This window comes from Klebsiella sp. HMSC16A12, from assembly GCF_001808265.1.
In the GTDB taxonomy this organism is placed as follows: domain Bacteria; phylum Pseudomonadota; class Gammaproteobacteria; order Enterobacterales; family Enterobacteriaceae; genus Klebsiella; species Klebsiella pneumoniae.
On sequence record NZ_KV792536.1, the window covers coordinates 59,185 to 74,637 of the forward strand.

Here is a 15,453-nt window from a genome sequence, read left to right on the forward strand (position 1 = left end):
GCTAAGCTTTTTTCGCCTTTGCCAGCATCGCCCGAATATTAGCTACGTTGGCCTGGCCTTTTTGCATCCGCTCTTCAGGCGTAATGGTTTTGCGTGCCTGCTCCCAGATAAGGTCGTCCTGAGGTAGCTCCAGCAGAAAACGACTCGGTTCAGGACGCACCAGCTCGCCATATTGCCGGCGCTCCTTACAGAGCGTAAAGGTCAGCTCTTTCTGCGCACGGGTGATGCCAACGTAGGCTAACCGTCGCTCTTCATCGACGTTATCTTCATCAATGCTGCTTTGGTGCGGCAGCAATCCCTCTTCCATTCCCACCAGATAGACGTAGGGGAACTCCAGCCCCTTTGACGCATGGAGAGTCATCAGCTGCACCTGATCCAGCTCTTCATCCGATTCGCCGCGCTCCATCATGTCGCGCAGGGTAAAGCGGGTGACCACCTGGGTCAGGGTCATCGGCTCATCGATTTCGCTGCCTTCCAGCATCTCGGTCATCCAGGTAAACAGCTGGTTGACGTTTTTCATGCGCATTTCCGCGGCTTTCGGGCTGGGCGAGGTTTCATACAGCCAGGATTCGTAGTCGATCCCGCGAATCAAATCGCGCACGGCGTTGACCGGCTCGCGTTCGGCCAGCTGCTGGATCTCGCGTAGCCAGTGGGTGAAGCGGGTGAGGGATTCATAGCCGCGCCCGGTCAGCGTCTGGCTGAGACCCATATCAAAGCTGGCGGTGAACAATCCTTTGTTGCGGCCCATCGCCCACTCACCGAGCTTTTGCAGCGTCGCCGGGCCGATCTCGCGCTTCGGCGTGTTGACGATACGCAGGAAGGCGCTGTCGTCGTCCGGGTTGGTCAGCACGCGCAGATAGGCCAGCAGATCTTTAATTTCCGGACGCGAAAAGAACGACGTGCCGCCGGAGATTTTGTACGGGATGCGGTTCTGCATCAGCATCTTTTCAAAGACCCGCGACTGGTGATTGCCGCGATAAAGGATCGCGTAGTCTTTGTAATTGGTTTTATTAATGAAGTGGTGGGCGATCAGCTCCCCGGCCACGCGCTCCGCTTCATGATCTTCATTGTTGGCGGAGAGCACTTTCAGCTCTGCGCCATATCCCAGTTCGGAGAACAGCCGCTTTTCAAAGACGTGAGGGTTATTAGCGATCAAAATGTTGGCGGCTTTCAGAATACGCCCGGATGAGCGGTAGTTCTGCTCAAGCTTGATCACCCGCAGCGCCGGGAAGTCCTGGCTGAGCAGCACCAGGTTCTGCGGCCGCGCGCCGCGCCAGGAGTAGATCGACTGGTCGTCATCGCCCACCACGGTAAAGCGCGCCCGCTGACCCACCAGCAGTTTCACCAGCTCATACTGGCTGGTATTGGTATCCTGATACTCATCCACCAGCAGGCAGCGGATCTTATTTTGCCAGCGCTCGCGCACCTCCTCGTTGCGCTGCAGCAGCAGCGTTGGCAGCAGGATCAGATCGTCAAAATCGAGGACATTGCAGGCCTTCATGTGCGCGTCGTATAGCCCATAGCAGTGGGCGAAAATACGATCCCGTTCGCCTTTCGCGCCAGCGGCGGCCTGAGCCGGGGTTTTTAGATCGTTTTTCCAGTTGGAGATCGTCGAGATCAGCTGCTGAAGCACCACTTTGTCATCTTCGATCAATCCTTCGGTCAGTTCCTTAAGCAGCGCCACCTGGTCGGTATCGTCGAATAAGGAAAAGTTAGACTTCATACCCAGCGCAGCGTATTCGCGCTTAATGATATCCAGCCCCAAAGTGTGGAAGGTGGAAATCATCAGGCCACGCGCCTCTTTGCGCCCCAGCGTTTGCCCAACGCGCTCTTTCATCTCGCGCGCGGCTTTGTTGGTAAAGGTCACGGCCGCGATATGGCGCGCCTGATAGCCGCAGCCGCGGATCAGGTGGGCGATTTTATTCGTAATAACGCGGGTCTTACCGGAACCGGCGCCCGCCAGCACCAGGCACGGTCCGGTGACGAATTCGACGGCTTGTTGTTGGCCAGGGTTTAAACGCATGGGAGTCTTGCTCAATCTTCGAACGGGGTGGGGATTGTAGCAGAAAGCGGAGCCGAGATTTACTGACTGATGGTAAAGTGTCAGCCACGCAAACCATCCTGAGAATGATGTCATGGCAAAAAGCGCAGCGGCCCTGCATATCCTGGTCAAAGAAGAGAAACTGGCGCTGGAGATCCTCGCCAAACTGGAGCGGGGCGTCAGCTTCGATCATCTGGCGAAACGCTATTCTAAATGTCCGTCTGGCCGCAACGGCGGCGACTTAGGCGAGTTTCAGCAAGGCGCGATGGTCGGTCCGTTTGATCAAGCCGTCTTCAGCTGTCCGCTGCTCAAACCCTATGGCCCGGTGAAAACCAAATTCGGCTACCACATCATCAAGGTGCTGTATCGCCGCTAGCGCGTGATACTATGGCGCCCTGATTTATCCCAACTCACTCAAGGCGCAATCATGGCTAAAACCGCGGCAGCACTGCATATCCTGGTAAAAGAAGAGAAACTGGCGCTCGATCTGCTCGAGCAGCTCAAAAACGGCGCCGATTTCGGCAAGCTGGCAAAGAAACACTCCATTTGTCCGTCAGGCAAACGCGGCGGCGATCTGGGTGAGTTCCGCCAGGGCCAGATGGTACCGGCCTTCGATAAAGTGGTCTTCTCCTGCCCTGAACTGGAGCCAACCGGCCCGCTGCATACCCAGTTCGGCTACCACATCATCAAAGTGCTGTACCGGAAATAATAAAAAAACCCGGGGATCTTAATCTCCGGGTTTTTGCCTGATGGCGCTTCGCTTATCAGGCCTACTAAACAAATCCATGCCTCTATGGATTTCGGCTTGCCGGAAGGCGGCAAGGAAGTACATCCCCAGGAACAAAGATTACTATGTGACTGGGGTGTACGTACCGTAGCCATCGCATTGGCAAGTCGAAAGACGACGAGGAATTAGCCGGCTACCGCGATACGCTTCATATCGGTCATATAACCGCGCAGTTTCTTACCAACCTGCTCGATAGCGTGGCTGCGAATCGCTTCGTTCACATCGCGCAGCTGCGCGTTATCTACCGCGCCTTCGGCAATCGCTGTGCCCAGGTCGCCGGTCTGCAGGGTGGTCATGAACTCTTTCAGCAGCGGTACGCAAGCGTAAGAGAACAGGTAGTTACCATATTCAGCGGTATCGGAAATAACCACGTTCATCTCATACAGACGCTTACGGGCGATGGTGTTGGCGATAAGCGGCAGCTCATGCAGTGATTCGTAGTAAGCAGACTCTTCGATGATGCCGGAGGCCACCATGGTTTCGAAGGCCAGCTCAACGCCCGCTTTCACCATCGCGATCATCAGAACGCCTTTATCGAAGTACTCCTGCTCGCCGATTTTGCCTTCATATTGCGGCGCGGTTTCGAAGGCGGTTTTGCCGGTCTCTTCACGCCAGGTCAGCAGTTTCTTATCATCATTCGCCCAGTCCGCCATCATGCCGGAGGAGAATTCGCCGGAGATAATGTCGTCCATGTGTTTCTGGAACAGCGGCGCCATGATCTCTTTCAGCTGCTCGGACAGCGCATAAGCGCGCAGTTTCGCCGGGTTGGAGAGGCGATCCATCATCAGGGTGATGCCGCCCTGCTTCAGCGCTTCGGTGATGGTTTCCCAGCCGAACTGAATCAGTTTTTCTGCATACGCCGGATCGGTACCTTCCGCCACCAGCTTGTCGAAGCACAGCAGAGAACCCGCCTGCAGCATGCCGCAAAGGATGGTTTGCTCGCCCATCAGGTCAGATTTCACTTCCGCCACGAAGGAAGATTCCAGCACGCCCGCGCGGTGGCCGCCTGTCGCCGCAGCCCATGCTTTGGCAATCGCCATGCCTTCGCCTTTCGGGTCGTTTTCCGGGTGTACCGCGATAAGCGTCGGTACGCCGAAACCGCGTTTGTACTCTTCACGCACTTCGGTGCCCGGGCACTTCGGCGCCACCATCACCACGGTGATGTCTTTACGGATTTGCTCGCCCACTTCCACGATGTTGAAGCCGTGGGAGTAACCCAGCGCTGCGCCGTCTTTCATCAGCGGCTGTACGGAGCGCACAACGTCTGAGTGCTGTTTGTCCGGCGTCAGGTTAACCACCAGGTCCGCCTGCGGGATCAGCTCTTCATAAGTGCCGACTTTGAAGCCGTTTTCAGTCGCTTTACGCCAGGAGGCGCGCTTCTCAGCGATCGCTTCTTTACGCAGCGCATAGGAGATATCCAGGCCGGAGTCACGCATGTTCAGACCCTGGTTCAGGCCCTGCGCGCCGCAGCCGACGATGACCACTTTTTTACCCTGAAGGTAGCTTGCGCCATCGGCGAATTCGTCGCGCGCCATAAAGCGGCATTTGCCCAGCTGTGCCAGCTGCTGGCGCAGGTTCAGTGTATTAAAGTAGTTAGCCATGTCTGTAACTCCGTGATGTTGTGTCGTGCTTATTGTTCGGTTCGCTTTTGCGAGAATGAACTTACTATATGACAGGAATTTTATTGCGGAAATTGATATATTCACAACGTCACGTTGCATTTTATGAAATACAAAACCGGGGAGTACGCGCCGTGGATTTACGCGATCTGAAAACCTTTCTGCATCTGGCGGAAAGCCGCCATTTTGGCCGCAGCGCGCGGGCCATGCACGTCAGCCCGTCGACGCTTTCGCGCCAGATCCAACGCCTGGAAGAGGACCTCGGCCAGCCGCTGTTCGTGCGAGATAATCGCACGGTGACCCTTACCGAAGCCGGGGAAGAGTTACGTACCTTTGCCCAGCAAACTTTATTGCAGTACCAGCAGCTTCGTCACGTCATCGATCAGCAGGGCCCTTCGCTCTCCGGCGAGCTGCATATCTTCTGCTCTGTCACCGCCGCCTATAGCCATCTGCCGCCGATCCTCGACCGCTTTCGCGCCGCGCACCCCTCGGTGGAGATCAAGCTCTCGACCGGCGACGCCGCCGACGCTATGGAGAAGGTCGTCACCGGCGAAGCCGACCTGGCGATTGCCGGTAAGCCGGAGACTCTGCCAGGGTCGGTGGCGTTTTCGATGCTGGAGAACCTCGCCGTGGTGTTAATTGCCCCGGCCCTTCCCTGCCCGGTGCGCAACCAGGTGACCGTCGAGCGCCCCGACTGGTCGACAGTGCCCTTTATCATGGCCGACCAGGGGCCGGTACGTCGGCGCATCGAGCTGTGGTTTCGGCGGCATAAAATCAGCAATCCGTCGATCTACGCCACCGTCGGCGGGCACGAAGCGATGGTGTCGATGGTCGCCCTGGGATGCGGCGTGGCGCTGCTGCCGGAAGTGGTGCTGGAGAACAGTCCGGAGCCGGTACGCAACAGGGTGATGATCCTGGAGCGCAGCGATGAGCAAACGCCGTTTGAGCTGGGCGTTTGCGCACAAAAAAAGCGGCTGCATGAGCCGCTTATTGATGCTTTCTGGAAAATTCTTCCCAACCACTAACCCGCGAGGAAAAAGCGGAATGCCGGGTTATGCGTTTCGTCGTGGCACTCATAGCCCAGCTCATTGAGACGAGTTTCAAAGTCCGGCTCGTGCTCGCCCAACTCGAAGGCCGCCAGTACCCGACCATAGTCAGTGCCGTGGCTGCGGTAGTGGAACAGTGAAATATTCCAGTGGGTGCCAAGGGTATGCAGGAATTTCAGCAGCGCCCCCGGCGATTCCGGAAACTCGAAGCTGAACAGCCGCTCCTGCAGCGCTTTTGACGGCCGGCCGCCGACCATATAGCGCACATGCAGCTTAGCCATCTCATCATCAGAGAGATCCACCACGCTGTAGCCGCCGTCGTTCAGTAACTGGAGGATCTCTTTCCGCTCTTCCAGGCCACGACTCAGCCGTACCCCGACAAAAATACAGGCGTCTTTGGCATCGGCAAAGCGGTAGTTGAACTCCGTCACTGAGCGGCCCCCCAGTAGCTGGCAAAACTTCAAAAAGCTACCTTTCTCTTCCGGGATCGTCACCGCCAGCAGCGCTTCCCGCTGTTCCCCGAGCTCGCAGCGCTCGGACACGTAGCGCAGGCCATGGAAGTTGACGTTGGCCCCGGACAGAATATGAGCCAGACGCTCGCCGCGGATGTTATGCTGGGCGATATACTTTTTCATCCCCGCCAGCCCCAGCGCGCCGGAAGGCTCCGCCACCGCCCGCACATCTTCGAACAGATCTTTCATCGCCGCGCAGATAGCATCGCTATCGACGGTGATGATATCGTCCAGATACTCCTGGCATAAACGGAACGTTTCATCGCCGATGCGTTTGACCGCCACGCCTTCGGCAAACAAGCCGACGCGCGGCAGATCCACCGGATGGCCTACGTCCAGCGCCGCCTTCAGGCAAGCAGAATCTTCCGCCTCCACCGCGATCACTTTGATCTGCGGCATCAGCTGCTTGATCAGCACCGCCACGCCCGCTGCCAGACCGCCGCCGCCCACCGGGACGAATACGCGGTCAATATGGGCATCCTGCTGCAGCAGCTCCAGCGCCAGGGTTCCCTGTCCGGCGATGACCATTGGGTGATCGAACGGCGGCACCCAGGTAAAACCCTGCTGTTGCGCCAGCTCAATCGCTCTCGCCTTCGCTTCGTCAAAGTTGGCGCCGTGCAGCAGCACTTCGCCGCCAAAGCCGCGAACGGCATCGACTTTGATATCGGCGGTCGCTACCGGCATCACGATCAGCGCCTTAACGCCCAGCCGCGATGCGGAAAACGCCACGCCCTGGGCATGGTTGCCCGCCGAAGCGGTGATCACCCCGTGGGATTTCTGTTCGGCAGTCAGGCTGGACATCATCGCGTAAGCGCCACGCAGCTTAAAGCTGTGTACCGGCTGGCGATCTTCACGCTTCACCAGAATAACGTTATCCAGCCGCGACGAGAGCTTATCCATTTTTTGCAGCGGCGTTTTCTGCACCGCTTCATAAACCGGCGCGCGCAGCACTGCTCGCAGGTACTCGGCGCCCTCAGGGGCGCCGGACAAGGGTTGTGAATCCGCCATGATTAGCCACCCAGCTTGGATTTATCGCGTACCGCGCCTTTGTCGGCGCTGGTCGCCAGGCTGGCGTAGGCGCGAAGAGCAAAGGAGACCTGACGCTGGCGATTCTTCGGCGTCCACGCCTGGTCGCCACGCGCTTCCTGGGCTTCACGACGCGCCGCAATTTCCGCATCGCTCAGCTGCAGCTGGATGCTGCGGTTCGGAATATCAATCGCGATCATGTCGCCATCTTCAATGAGCGCAATGTTGCCGCCGCTCGCCGCTTCCGGAGAGACGTGGCCGATAGAGAGCCCTGAGGTGCCGCCGGAGAAACGGCCATCGGTGATCAGCGCGCACGCTTTGCCCAGCCCCATCGACTTCAGGAAGCTGGTGGGGTAAAGCATTTCCTGCATCCCCGGCCCGCCTTTCGGCCCTTCGTAGCGGATCACCACGACGTCGCCTTCCACGACTTTACCGCCGAGGATGGCCTCAACCGCATCGTCCTGGCTCTCATATACTTTCGCCGGACCGGTAAATTTCAGGATGCTGTCGTCCACGCCGGCGGTTTTCACGATACAACCGTTTTCTGCGAAATTGCCGTACAGCACCGCCAGGCCGCCGTCCTTGCTGTAAGCGTGTTCCAGAGAACGAATACAGCCTTCGGCGCGATCGTCATCCAGGGTATCCCAGCGGCAGTCTTGCGAGAACGCCTGGGTGGTACGGATGCCCGCCGGGCCGGCGCGGAACATTTTTTTCACCGCGTCGTCCTGGGTCACCATCACATCGTACTGTTCCAGGGTCTGCGGCAGCGTCAGGCCAAGGACGTTTTTGACCTCGCGATTCAGCAGCCCGGCGCGGTCCAGCTCGCCCAGAATGCCCAGCACGCCGCCGGCGCGATGCACATCTTCCATATGGTATTTCTGCGTGCTCGGCGCCACCTTACACAGCTGCGGCACTTTGCGGGAGAGCTTATCGATATCGCTCATGGTGAAGTCGATTTCAGCTTCCTGCGCCGCCGCCAGCAGGTGCAGAACGGTATTGGTGGAGCCGCCCATGGCGATATCCAGCGTCATAGCGTTCTCAAAGGCCGCCTTGCTGGCGATATTGCGCGGCAGCGCGGAAGCGTCATCCTGCTCGTAATAGCGTTTGGTCAGCTCCACGATACGTTTCCCGGCGTTTAGGAACAGCTCCTTACGATCGGCGTGGGTCGCCAGCAGAGAGCCGTTGCCCGGCTGCGACAGGCCCAGCGCTTCGGTCAGGCAGTTCATGGAGTTCGCCGTGAACATCCCGGAACAGGAGCCGCAGGTCGGGCAGGCGGAGCGTTCCACCTGATTACTCTGCTCGTCGGACACTTTCGGATCCGCCCCCTGAATCATCGCATCCACCAGGTCAAGCTTGATGATTTTATCTGACAGCTTGGTCTTCCCGGCTTCCATCGGGCCGCCGGACACAAAGATCACCGGAATGTTCAGGCGCAGGGAGGCCATCAGCATCCCCGGGGTGATTTTGTCGCAGTTGGAGATACAAACCATGGCATCAGCGCAGTGGGCGTTAACCATATACTCCACCGAGTCGGCGATCAGCTCGCGGGATGGCAGTGAATAGAGCATACCCCCGTGGCCCATAGCGATCCCATCATCCACTGCGATGGTGTTGAATTCTTTGGCCACGCCACCGGCGGCTTCAATCTGCTCGGCAACCAGTTTGCCGAGATCGCGCAGGTGCACGTGCCCGGGGACAAACTGGGTAAAGGAGTTAACGACGGCGATAATCGGTTTGCCGAAATCGGCATCGGTCATTCCGGTTGCGCGCCACAACGCGCGGGCGCCCGCCATATTGCGGCCATGTGTGGTGGTGGCGGAACGGTACTTAGGCATGCTCTTTTTACTCCCATCTGTGTTTATTAAATGGGACGGTGCGTGCCGTCCCATTTTTAATTACTTACTTACCGGATCCAACCAGCCCCATTTATCTTCTGTTTCACCGGTGAAGAGGCCAAAGAAGGCTTCCTGAATGCGTTTGGTTACCGGACCGCGACGGCCTGCGCCGACCTGGATGCCGTCCACGCTGCGTACCGGGGTGATTTCCGCCGCAGTGCCGGACATGAAGACTTCATCCGCCAGATACAGGGATTCACGGGACAACACCTGCTCGCGGACTTCGATACCAAGATCTTTCGCCAGCTTGATAATGGCGTCGCGGGTAATGCCCGGCAGCGCGGAAGAGGTAAACGGCGGGGTGAACAGTACACCGTCCTTCACTTCAAACAGGTTTTCCCCTGCGCCTTCGGAGATATAGCCGTTAACATCGAGGGCGATACCTTCCTGATAGCCATGGCGACGCGCTTCACTGCCAACCAGCAGCGAGGAAAGATAATTACCACCGGCTTTCGCTGCCGTCGGGATAGTGTTCGGCGCCGCGCGGTTCCAGGAAGAGACCATTGCATCGATCCCCTGCTCAAGCGCTTCTGCGCCGAGGTAGGCTCCCCATGGGAACGCCGCGATGATCACGTCAGTGTTGTAACCCGGAGGCGGGTTTACCCCCATGCCGACATCGCCAACAAACACCAGCGGACGGATATAAGCGCTGGTCAGATTATTGGTTCGAATGACTTCGCGGCAGGCTTCCATCAGTTCGTCGACGCTCTGGGAGACCGGGAAACGATAAATTTTGGCTGAATCATGCAGACGCTGCATATGTTCGCGATGACGGAACACCACCGGGCCTTTGTGCGAGTCGTAGCAACGGATCCCCTCGAATACCGAGGTACCGTAGTGCAGCGCATGGGACATCACATGAACTTTCGCTTCGCCCCACGGAACCATCTCGCCATTGAACCAAATGTAATCAGCTTTTTTCGTCGTCATTTTTCTTCCTTTGCGCTCAGGCGCGGATTTGTTGTGATGTGGGTTGCTGGATCTCGACGCAGGCAACGTCGACCAGTTTGCTTAATTGACTAAACAGTAATTCGACGGGCCGCGGGCTGGCAACGGTCAATTCGATATTTATGTTCTGTGCGTCCGGCGCGGTTTCCATGTTCATTGCGCAGATGTGGAAACCCCGGTGGCGGACAACGCGCAGCACGCGCTCTAAGGTTTCCGGATTGAAACGTGCCTGTAAAGCGACCTGATGTTGCATCATGATAATTTCTCCAGCATTTCAGAGTTACTGGCGCCGGGCGGCACCAACGGCCAGACATTCTCAAGTTCGTCGATTGAGACATGAAGCAGGTATGGCCCCTGGCTCGAAAGCATGGTGTCGAGTGCCGCTTCAACCTGGTCTTTACGGGTGATGTGTTGGCCAGGAATACCGAAGGCGCTGGCCAGCGTGAGGAAATCAGGGTTATCAGTCAGAGTGGTTTCGCTATAACGTTCCTGGAAAAACAGCTGCTGCCATTGTCGAACCATCCCTAACCGCTGGTTGTCGAGTAACACGATCTTCAGCGGTAACTGCTTGCGTTTAACGGTGCCCAGCTCCTGTACATTCATCATGAAGGAGCCGTCACCGGAGATACAGATCACCGTATCGTTAGGGCGCGCCACCTGGGCGCCAACGGCGGCCGGCAGGCCAAAGCCCATGGTGCCTAAGCCACTGGAGGTGATAAAGTTTTCCGGGCGGGTATAGGTCATATGCTGAGCCGACCACATCTGGTGCTGGCCAACGTCGGTGGTCACCACGCTGTCCGCCGGCTTGCGGTCGGAAAGCTGCTTCAGCAGCAGCGGCGCGTAGATTGCCTCACCGGGATGATCGTAACGCCAGGCATGCTCGGCACGCAGTGCGGCACTCCGCTCGCGCCAGCCATCGATAGCTAACGGCTGCTGCAGCGCCGGCAGCAGGCAGTTCAGATCGCCTGTCAGACCGATATGCGCCTGACGCAGCTTGTTCAGCTCCGCCGGATCGATGTCCATGTGGATCACTTTGGCATGCGGTGCGAAGGTATTGAGCTTACCGGTCACGCGATCGTCAAAGCGCGCGCCGACGGCGATCAGCAGATCGCACTCCTGTACCGCCAGGTTGGCCGCCTTAGTGCCGTGCATTCCCAGCATGCCGAGATAATAGGGATAATCAGCATCCACCACGCCCAGCCCTTTCAGGGTGCAGGTTGCCGGCATCCTGGTCACCGCCAGGAATTCGCGCAAAGCCGGTACCGCCTGCGCCATGCCGACCCCGCCGCCAACATACAGCATCGGTTGCTGCGATTGGGCCAGCATCTGCAGAGCCTGCGCCACTTCCGCCTGCGGAAATGCCATCTCATCGGCGACGGTAGAGAAATGGGGATCGAGGTCGCCCTGCGCCATCTGAATATCCTTAGGGATATCAACCAGCACCGGACCTGGACGGCCTGAGTTTGCCACCTGGAAAGCCTCAGCAATAACCCGCGGCAGTTCGTCCAGAGACTGCACAAGGAAACTGTGCTTAGTACAGGCCAGTGACAAACCGAGAACGTCTACTTCCTGGAACGCATCCGTGCCGATGAAGGGTGCGGCCACCTGGCCGGTGATGGCTACGATGGGAATAGAGTCAAGCAGGGCGTCCGCCAGGCCGGTGATCAGATTGGTCGCGCCCGGGCCGGATGTCGCGATACACACCCCGGTTTTACCGGTTGCTCGCGCATAACCAATGGCCGCCATGGCTGCCCCTTGCTCATGCCGGCACAGCAGGTGCTCCACGCCGCCGTCATACAGTGCATCGTAAACCGGCATAATTGCGCCACCCGGATAGCCAAAAACTGTGTCGACTCCCTGTGTCCGCAAAGCATGTACCACCCACTGCGCGCCATTCATAGTTAGTTCCCCGTCATAAATCGGGAGAAACAGAATTTTATGCTAAAAGTCATCATCTGCTCCTCGCTTAGGTTATTTCAGTTATAAAAAAACCCCCGGACCTTTCGGTGCGGGGGTCTTAGTTCGTTAAGGCTTGATTTCTAAGCCTTTCCTCGTCCAAGTGCAGCCCCGCACGGTGGGATAATAATCACCACCACGCTAATCACGACCAGGCTAATCACTCGTAGAAGGGCTGTCATTTTCTATACTTTCTGGCTTCTTGTTCGAAGGAATACCTAAAGAGTTACCACAGACATCACATAAAGCACAAGATTTTTTTATATCTTCGTTGCTGATCAGCCTAACGGTTTCAATAAAAATAATTGTTTTATATGAAAAAAATCAAAAATGAAAAAAATTCAGTTTTCTCACCCCTGCCGCGCTCTTCGGCGCCCTCTTTGCCAACATAGCTCTGTTTTGCGATCAAACGTCCATTTTCGGCTAAATGTAACGATGTGCCGCGAAAAGTATGGATACGCAGTTCTAAATTCGCACTTTTTCCATTCTCGCTTTACGTCATGCCAACCATAATTCTTCTCTGTCCAGGAGGTTTTATGTCGCTCGCTATCGTCTATACTCGCGCGGCGCTCGGTATCGAAGCGCCATTGATTACCGTTGAGGTTCATCTCAGCAACGGTCTTCCTGGTCTAACTATGGTCGGGCTGCCGGAAACCACCGTGAAAGAGGCCCGCGACCGGGTCCGCAGCGCCCTGATCAACAGCGGCTACGCTTTTCCTGCGAAGAAGATAACCATTAACCTGGCGCCAGCGGATCTGCCCAAAGAAGGCGGACGATACGATCTGCCCATCGCTCTCGCGCTTCTCGTTGCCTCAGAGCAGCTCAACACGACGCGACTGAATCAATATGAGTTTGTGGGCGAACTCGCCCTTACAGGTGGGTTACGAGGCGTTCCAGGGGCAATCCCCAGCGCAATGGAGGCCATCAAAGCCGGCCGGCGCATTGTCGTCTCCTCTGACAATGCGGCGGAGGTCGGCCTGATCGGCGGCAGCGATTGTCTGGTCGCCGACCATCTGCAGGAGGTTTGCGCATTTCTTGCGGGGCAGACATCGCTTTCGCCGCCTCTCGCCGAGGCGCCTGCTCGGGATGAACGCTACGAAGATCTGCTCGATGTTATCGGCCAGCAGCAGGGCAAACGAGCGCTGGAGATTGTGGCCGCCGGTGGTCACAACCTGCTCCTGATAGGCCCGCCCGGGACCGGGAAAACCATGCTAGCCAGCCGACTCCCCGGTCTCCTGCCGCCATTAAGCAATCAGGAAGCGCTGGAGAGCGCGGCCATACAGAGTCTGGTCAACCTCCACACCGCAAAGACGCGGTGGCGTCAGAGGCCGTTCCGCGCCCCCCACCATAGCGCCTCGCTGGCAGCGATGGTGGGCGGCGGCTCGATACCGGTCCCCGGTGAGATTTCCCTGGCCCATAATGGCGTGCTGTTTCTTGATGAACTGCCGGAGTTTGAGCGGCGGGTACTGGATGCGCTACGCGAACCCATTGAGTCAGGCAAGATCCACATATCACGCTCGCGCGCCAAAATTGACTATCCGGCGCGCTTTCAGCTTATTGCAGCGATGAATCCAAGCCCGACAGGACATTATCAGGGTAAACATAATCGTGCATCGCCGGAGCAGACATTGCGCTACCTTGGACGCCTGTCAGGCCCCTTCCTCGACCGCTTCGATCTTTCCTTAGAGATCCCATTGCCGCCGCCAGGAATACTGAGTCAGGGCTCGCAGGGCGAAGAATCGAGCGCAACGGTCCGGCAGCGGGTGCTGGCGGCGCGTGAACGACAAATGCTCAGGCAAAATAAACTCAATGCCCATCTTGAGAATCGTGAAATGAAGAACTGCTGTCGCTTAAGGCGGGAGGATGCTGTCTGGCTGGAACAGACGCTAACGCAGCTGGGGCTTTCTATTCGCGCCTGGCAGCGTCTGTTAAAGGTTGCGAGAACCATTGCCGATCTGGCAGAGGTTGAAGAGATTGAACGCTGTCATTTGCAGGAGGCGCTCAGCTATCGGGCAATAGATCGGATGCTCAACCATCTGCAGAAAATGATGGCGTAAAAAAAGGGCTTACGCCCTTTTTTCTTAGTCATCGCTTTCGGTGTAATCGTCAGCGCCTTCCATCTGCGGTTTGCCGCCGGACAGAGTATGGAAACGCTTCGGCCGCTTGATACGCGCCATATACTTAATCCATACGCGTTCTGCTTCCGTCACCGGCTCACGTTCACCACGGCACACCGAGACAAATTGTTTTTCATCTTCGGTAACAGGTTCGCGCTTACCCAGTTCCAGTTCGTTAAAGGCATAACCATGACGTTCCAGCAGTTGCGCCTCTTTGATGGTGAAATCACCGTGACGGGAGAACCCGCGTGGATAATTTTTATTGTCGAAAAAACGATTAGTCGTCGTAAAGCTTTCCGCCATCCTACACGCTCCTGATTCTTTGGCCGAGCTATTTATGGCGCGGAGTATTAGTTACGCTTGACAGAGCGTCAAACAAAACATTTAAATCATCACGACAAATAATTTTGTGGAGAACGGTGTGGATACGGAATTGCTCAAGACTTTCCTGGAAGTGAGTAGAACTCGTCACTTTGGGCGAGCAGCAGAGGCGCTTTACCTGACACAGTCAGCAGTCAGCTTTCGTATTCGTCAGCTGGAAAATCAACTTGGTGTGAATCTGTTCACCCGTCATCGTAATAACATCCGCCTGACGACCGCCGGCGAAAAGCTCCTCCCCTATGCCGAAACGCTCATGAATACCTGGCAGGCTGCGCGCAAGGAGGTGGCACACTCTTCGCGACATAATGAATTCTCCATTGGGGCCAGCGCCTCCCTGTGGGAATGTATGCTTAACAGCTGGCTCGGTACCCTCTACAGCGCACCTTACAATCTCCAGTTTGAAGCCCGTATCGCGCAGCGGCAGTCGTTGGTTAAACAGCTTCACGAACGCCAGTTGGATCTGCTGATCACCACCGAATCGCCGAAGATGGATGAATTAAGCAGCCAGCTGTTGGGTAATTTTACTCTTGCCCTGTATTGCGCATCGCCTGCAAAAAACAGAAATGAATTGAATTACTTGCGCCTTGAATGGGGGCCTGATTTTCAGCAAAACGAAGTGGGACTGATAGGAAGCGATGATGTTCCGCTGCTCACTACCTCTTCAGCTGAACTGATCTATCAGCAATTATCGCGCCTGAACGGCTGCTGTTGGCTACCTGTTCGCTGGGCGAAAGAGAAGCATGGGTTACATACGGTCATGGACAGCGCTACGTTATCCCGTCCACTTTATGCGATCTGGTTACAAAATAGCGATAAGCAGGCGCAGATCCATGAGATCCTGAAAAACCCTATTCTGGAATAAACGCTACTCTCCATGGACGGAGATCAGCAAGGTATTTTCGTAGGGGATATTGCCAATGGAGATTAGAGATAAAAAAAATCCTTTGCCTGAGCAAAGGATTCTTATAAATGGCAGGGGCGGAGAGACTCGAACTCCCAACACCCGGTTTTGGAGACCGGTGCTCTACCAATTGAACTACGCCCCTAAAATTTTCTTACCACTAAGCCTGCTATTTGAGCAGGCTTAATGTTAAATAAGTGGCGGAACGGACGGGACTCGAACCC

Annotated in this window: 15 protein-coding genes and 1 tRNA gene; 5 read left to right on the forward strand and 11 right to left on the reverse strand. The window is 56.6% G+C overall.

Annotation, left to right across the window (positions count from 1 at the left end):
* Position 1: 1 nt before the first annotated feature.
* Positions 2–2,023: a DNA helicase Rep gene (gene rep, locus HMPREF3140_RS02765; RefSeq protein WP_070552841.1), complete on the reverse strand. Its 2,022-nt coding sequence runs from the start codon at positions 2,021–2,023 to the stop codon at positions 2–4.
* 112 nt (positions 2,024–2,135) lie between these two features.
* Here rep and ppiC (HMPREF3140_RS02770) point away from each other — a divergent pair, with 112 nt between their 5' ends.
* Together ppiC (HMPREF3140_RS02770) and ppiC (HMPREF3140_RS02775) are read left to right on the forward strand one after the other, a co-directional pair.
* Positions 2,136–2,417 (forward strand): peptidylprolyl isomerase PpiC, encoded by a 282-nt coding sequence (gene ppiC / locus HMPREF3140_RS02770; protein ID WP_002883181.1) that lies wholly within the window; start codon positions 2,136–2,138, stop codon positions 2,415–2,417.
* A 51-nt stretch (positions 2,418–2,468) separates the two neighbouring features.
* The gene (gene ppiC, locus HMPREF3140_RS02775) at positions 2,469–2,750 is read left to right on the forward strand and encodes a peptidylprolyl isomerase PpiC (RefSeq protein WP_002883180.1); all 282 of its coding nucleotides are present in this window, start codon (positions 2,469–2,471) and stop codon (positions 2,748–2,750) included.
* 203 nt (positions 2,751–2,953) lie between these two features.
* Here ppiC (HMPREF3140_RS02775) and ilvC read toward each other — a convergent pair whose 3' ends face one another.
* Positions 2,954–4,429 carry a ketol-acid reductoisomerase gene (gene ilvC / locus HMPREF3140_RS02780; protein WP_002883178.1) on the reverse strand — a complete coding sequence of 492 codons (1,476 nt, stop codon included), beginning with the start codon at positions 4,427–4,429 and terminating at the stop codon, positions 2,954–2,956.
* A 152-nt stretch (positions 4,430–4,581) separates the two neighbouring features.
* On the opposite strand from ilvC, the gene ilvY reads away from it, so the two are divergent.
* Positions 4,582–5,472 (forward strand): HTH-type transcriptional activator IlvY, encoded by an 891-nt coding sequence (ilvY, locus tag HMPREF3140_RS02785; RefSeq protein ID WP_002883176.1) that lies wholly within the window; start codon positions 4,582–4,584, stop codon positions 5,470–5,472.
* On the opposite strand, the gene ilvA is transcribed toward ilvY, so the two are convergent.
* The 7 genes from ilvA to ilvL form a co-directional block, all read right to left on the reverse strand.
* Positions 5,469–7,013 carry a threonine ammonia-lyase, biosynthetic gene (gene ilvA / locus HMPREF3140_RS02790; RefSeq protein ID WP_070552842.1) on the reverse strand — a complete coding sequence of 515 codons (1,545 nt, stop codon included), beginning with the start codon at positions 7,011–7,013 and terminating at the stop codon, positions 5,469–5,471. The genes ilvY and ilvA overlap by 4 nt on opposite strands.
* A 2-nt stretch (positions 7,014–7,015) precedes the next feature.
* Positions 7,016–8,866, reverse strand: coding sequence for a dihydroxy-acid dehydratase (gene ilvD / locus HMPREF3140_RS02795; RefSeq protein WP_002883173.1), 1,851 nt, complete (start codon positions 8,864–8,866; stop codon positions 7,016–7,018).
* Positions 8,867–8,926: 60 nt separating this feature from the next.
* Positions 8,927–9,856: a branched-chain-amino-acid transaminase gene (ilvE, locus tag HMPREF3140_RS02800; protein ID WP_002883171.1), complete on the reverse strand. Its 930-nt coding sequence runs from the start codon at positions 9,854–9,856 to the stop codon at positions 8,927–8,929.
* A 16-nt stretch (positions 9,857–9,872) separates the two neighbouring features.
* Complete coding sequence (gene ilvM, locus HMPREF3140_RS02805) at positions 9,873–10,130, reverse strand: acetolactate synthase 2 small subunit (protein WP_002883170.1); 258 nt, start codon at positions 10,128–10,130, stop codon at positions 9,873–9,875.
* Positions 10,127–11,773 carry an acetolactate synthase 2 catalytic subunit gene (gene ilvG, locus HMPREF3140_RS02810; protein WP_002883142.1) on the reverse strand — a complete coding sequence of 549 codons (1,647 nt, stop codon included), beginning with the start codon at positions 11,771–11,773 and terminating at the stop codon, positions 10,127–10,129. Before ilvG ends, ilvM begins: the two co-directional genes overlap by 4 nt.
* Before the next feature lie 2 nt (positions 11,774–11,775).
* Positions 11,776–11,829 (reverse strand): peptide IlvX, encoded by a 54-nt coding sequence (ilvX, locus tag HMPREF3140_RS29605; protein WP_201281575.1) that lies wholly within the window; start codon positions 11,827–11,829, stop codon positions 11,776–11,778.
* An 84-nt stretch (positions 11,830–11,913) separates the two neighbouring features.
* Positions 11,914–12,012 (reverse strand): ilv operon leader peptide, encoded by a 99-nt coding sequence (gene ilvL, locus HMPREF3140_RS26830; RefSeq protein ID WP_001311244.1) that lies wholly within the window; start codon positions 12,010–12,012, stop codon positions 11,914–11,916.
* Between the two features lie 354 nt (positions 12,013–12,366).
* Here ilvL and HMPREF3140_RS02820 point away from each other — a divergent pair, with 354 nt between their 5' ends.
* Positions 12,367–13,887 carry a YifB family Mg chelatase-like AAA ATPase gene (locus HMPREF3140_RS02820; RefSeq protein ID WP_002883134.1) on the forward strand — a complete coding sequence of 507 codons (1,521 nt, stop codon included), beginning with the start codon at positions 12,367–12,369 and terminating at the stop codon, positions 13,885–13,887.
* A 24-nt stretch (positions 13,888–13,911) separates the two neighbouring features.
* On the opposite strand, the gene HMPREF3140_RS02825 is transcribed toward HMPREF3140_RS02820, so the two are convergent.
* Positions 13,912–14,250, reverse strand: coding sequence for a MaoP family protein (locus HMPREF3140_RS02825; protein ID WP_004146520.1), 339 nt, complete (start codon positions 14,248–14,250; stop codon positions 13,912–13,914).
* A 118-nt stretch (positions 14,251–14,368) separates the two neighbouring features.
* Between HMPREF3140_RS02825 and hdfR the strand changes: the two genes are divergently transcribed.
* A complete protein-coding gene (gene hdfR / locus HMPREF3140_RS02830) occupies positions 14,369–15,190 on the forward strand; it encodes an HTH-type transcriptional regulator HdfR (RefSeq protein ID WP_004181639.1) in 822 nt (273 codons plus the stop codon).
* 108 nt (positions 15,191–15,298) lie between these two features.
* Here the strand turns inward: hdfR and HMPREF3140_RS02835 are convergent.
* Positions 15,299–15,374: transfer RNA gene (locus HMPREF3140_RS02835), tRNA-Trp, on the reverse strand.
* Between the last annotated feature and the right edge of the window lie 79 nt (positions 15,375–15,453).

What these genes read in the sequence shown, in the direction of transcription:
- rep (WP_070552841.1), bottom strand. Translation starts at nt 2,023, where the DNA reads ATGCGTTTAAACCCTGGCCAACAACAAGCCGTCGAATTCGTCACCGGA.
- ppiC (WP_002883181.1), top strand. Translation starts at nt 2,136, where the DNA reads ATGGCAAAAAGCGCAGCGGCCCTGCATATCCTGGTCAAAGAAGAGAAA.
- ppiC (WP_002883180.1), top strand. Translation starts at nt 2,469, where the DNA reads ATGGCTAAAACCGCGGCAGCACTGCATATCCTGGTAAAAGAAGAGAAA.
- ilvC (WP_002883178.1), bottom strand. Translation starts at nt 4,429, where the DNA reads ATGGCTAACTACTTTAATACACTGAACCTGCGCCAGCAGCTGGCACAG.
- ilvA (WP_070552842.1), bottom strand. Translation starts at nt 7,013, where the DNA reads ATGGCGGATTCACAACCCTTGTCCGGCGCCCCTGAGGGCGCCGAGTAC.
- ilvD (WP_002883173.1), bottom strand. Translation starts at nt 8,866, where the DNA reads ATGCCTAAGTACCGTTCCGCCACCACCACACATGGCCGCAATATGGCG.
- ilvE (WP_002883171.1), bottom strand. Translation starts at nt 9,856, where the DNA reads ATGACGACGAAAAAAGCTGATTACATTTGGTTCAATGGCGAGATGGTT.
- ilvM (WP_002883170.1), bottom strand. Translation starts at nt 10,130, where the DNA reads ATGATGCAACATCAGGTCGCTTTACAGGCACGTTTCAATCCGGAAACC.
- ilvG (WP_002883142.1), bottom strand. Translation starts at nt 11,773, where the DNA reads ATGAATGGCGCGCAGTGGGTGGTACATGCTTTGCGGACACAGGGAGTC.
- ilvL (WP_001311244.1), bottom strand. Translation starts at nt 12,012, where the DNA reads ATGACAGCCCTTCTACGAGTGATTAGCCTGGTCGTGATTAGCGTGGTG.
- HMPREF3140_RS02820 (WP_002883134.1), top strand. Translation starts at nt 12,367, where the DNA reads ATGTCGCTCGCTATCGTCTATACTCGCGCGGCGCTCGGTATCGAAGCG.
- HMPREF3140_RS02825 (WP_004146520.1), bottom strand. Translation starts at nt 14,250, where the DNA reads ATGGCGGAAAGCTTTACGACGACTAATCGTTTTTTCGACAATAAAAAT.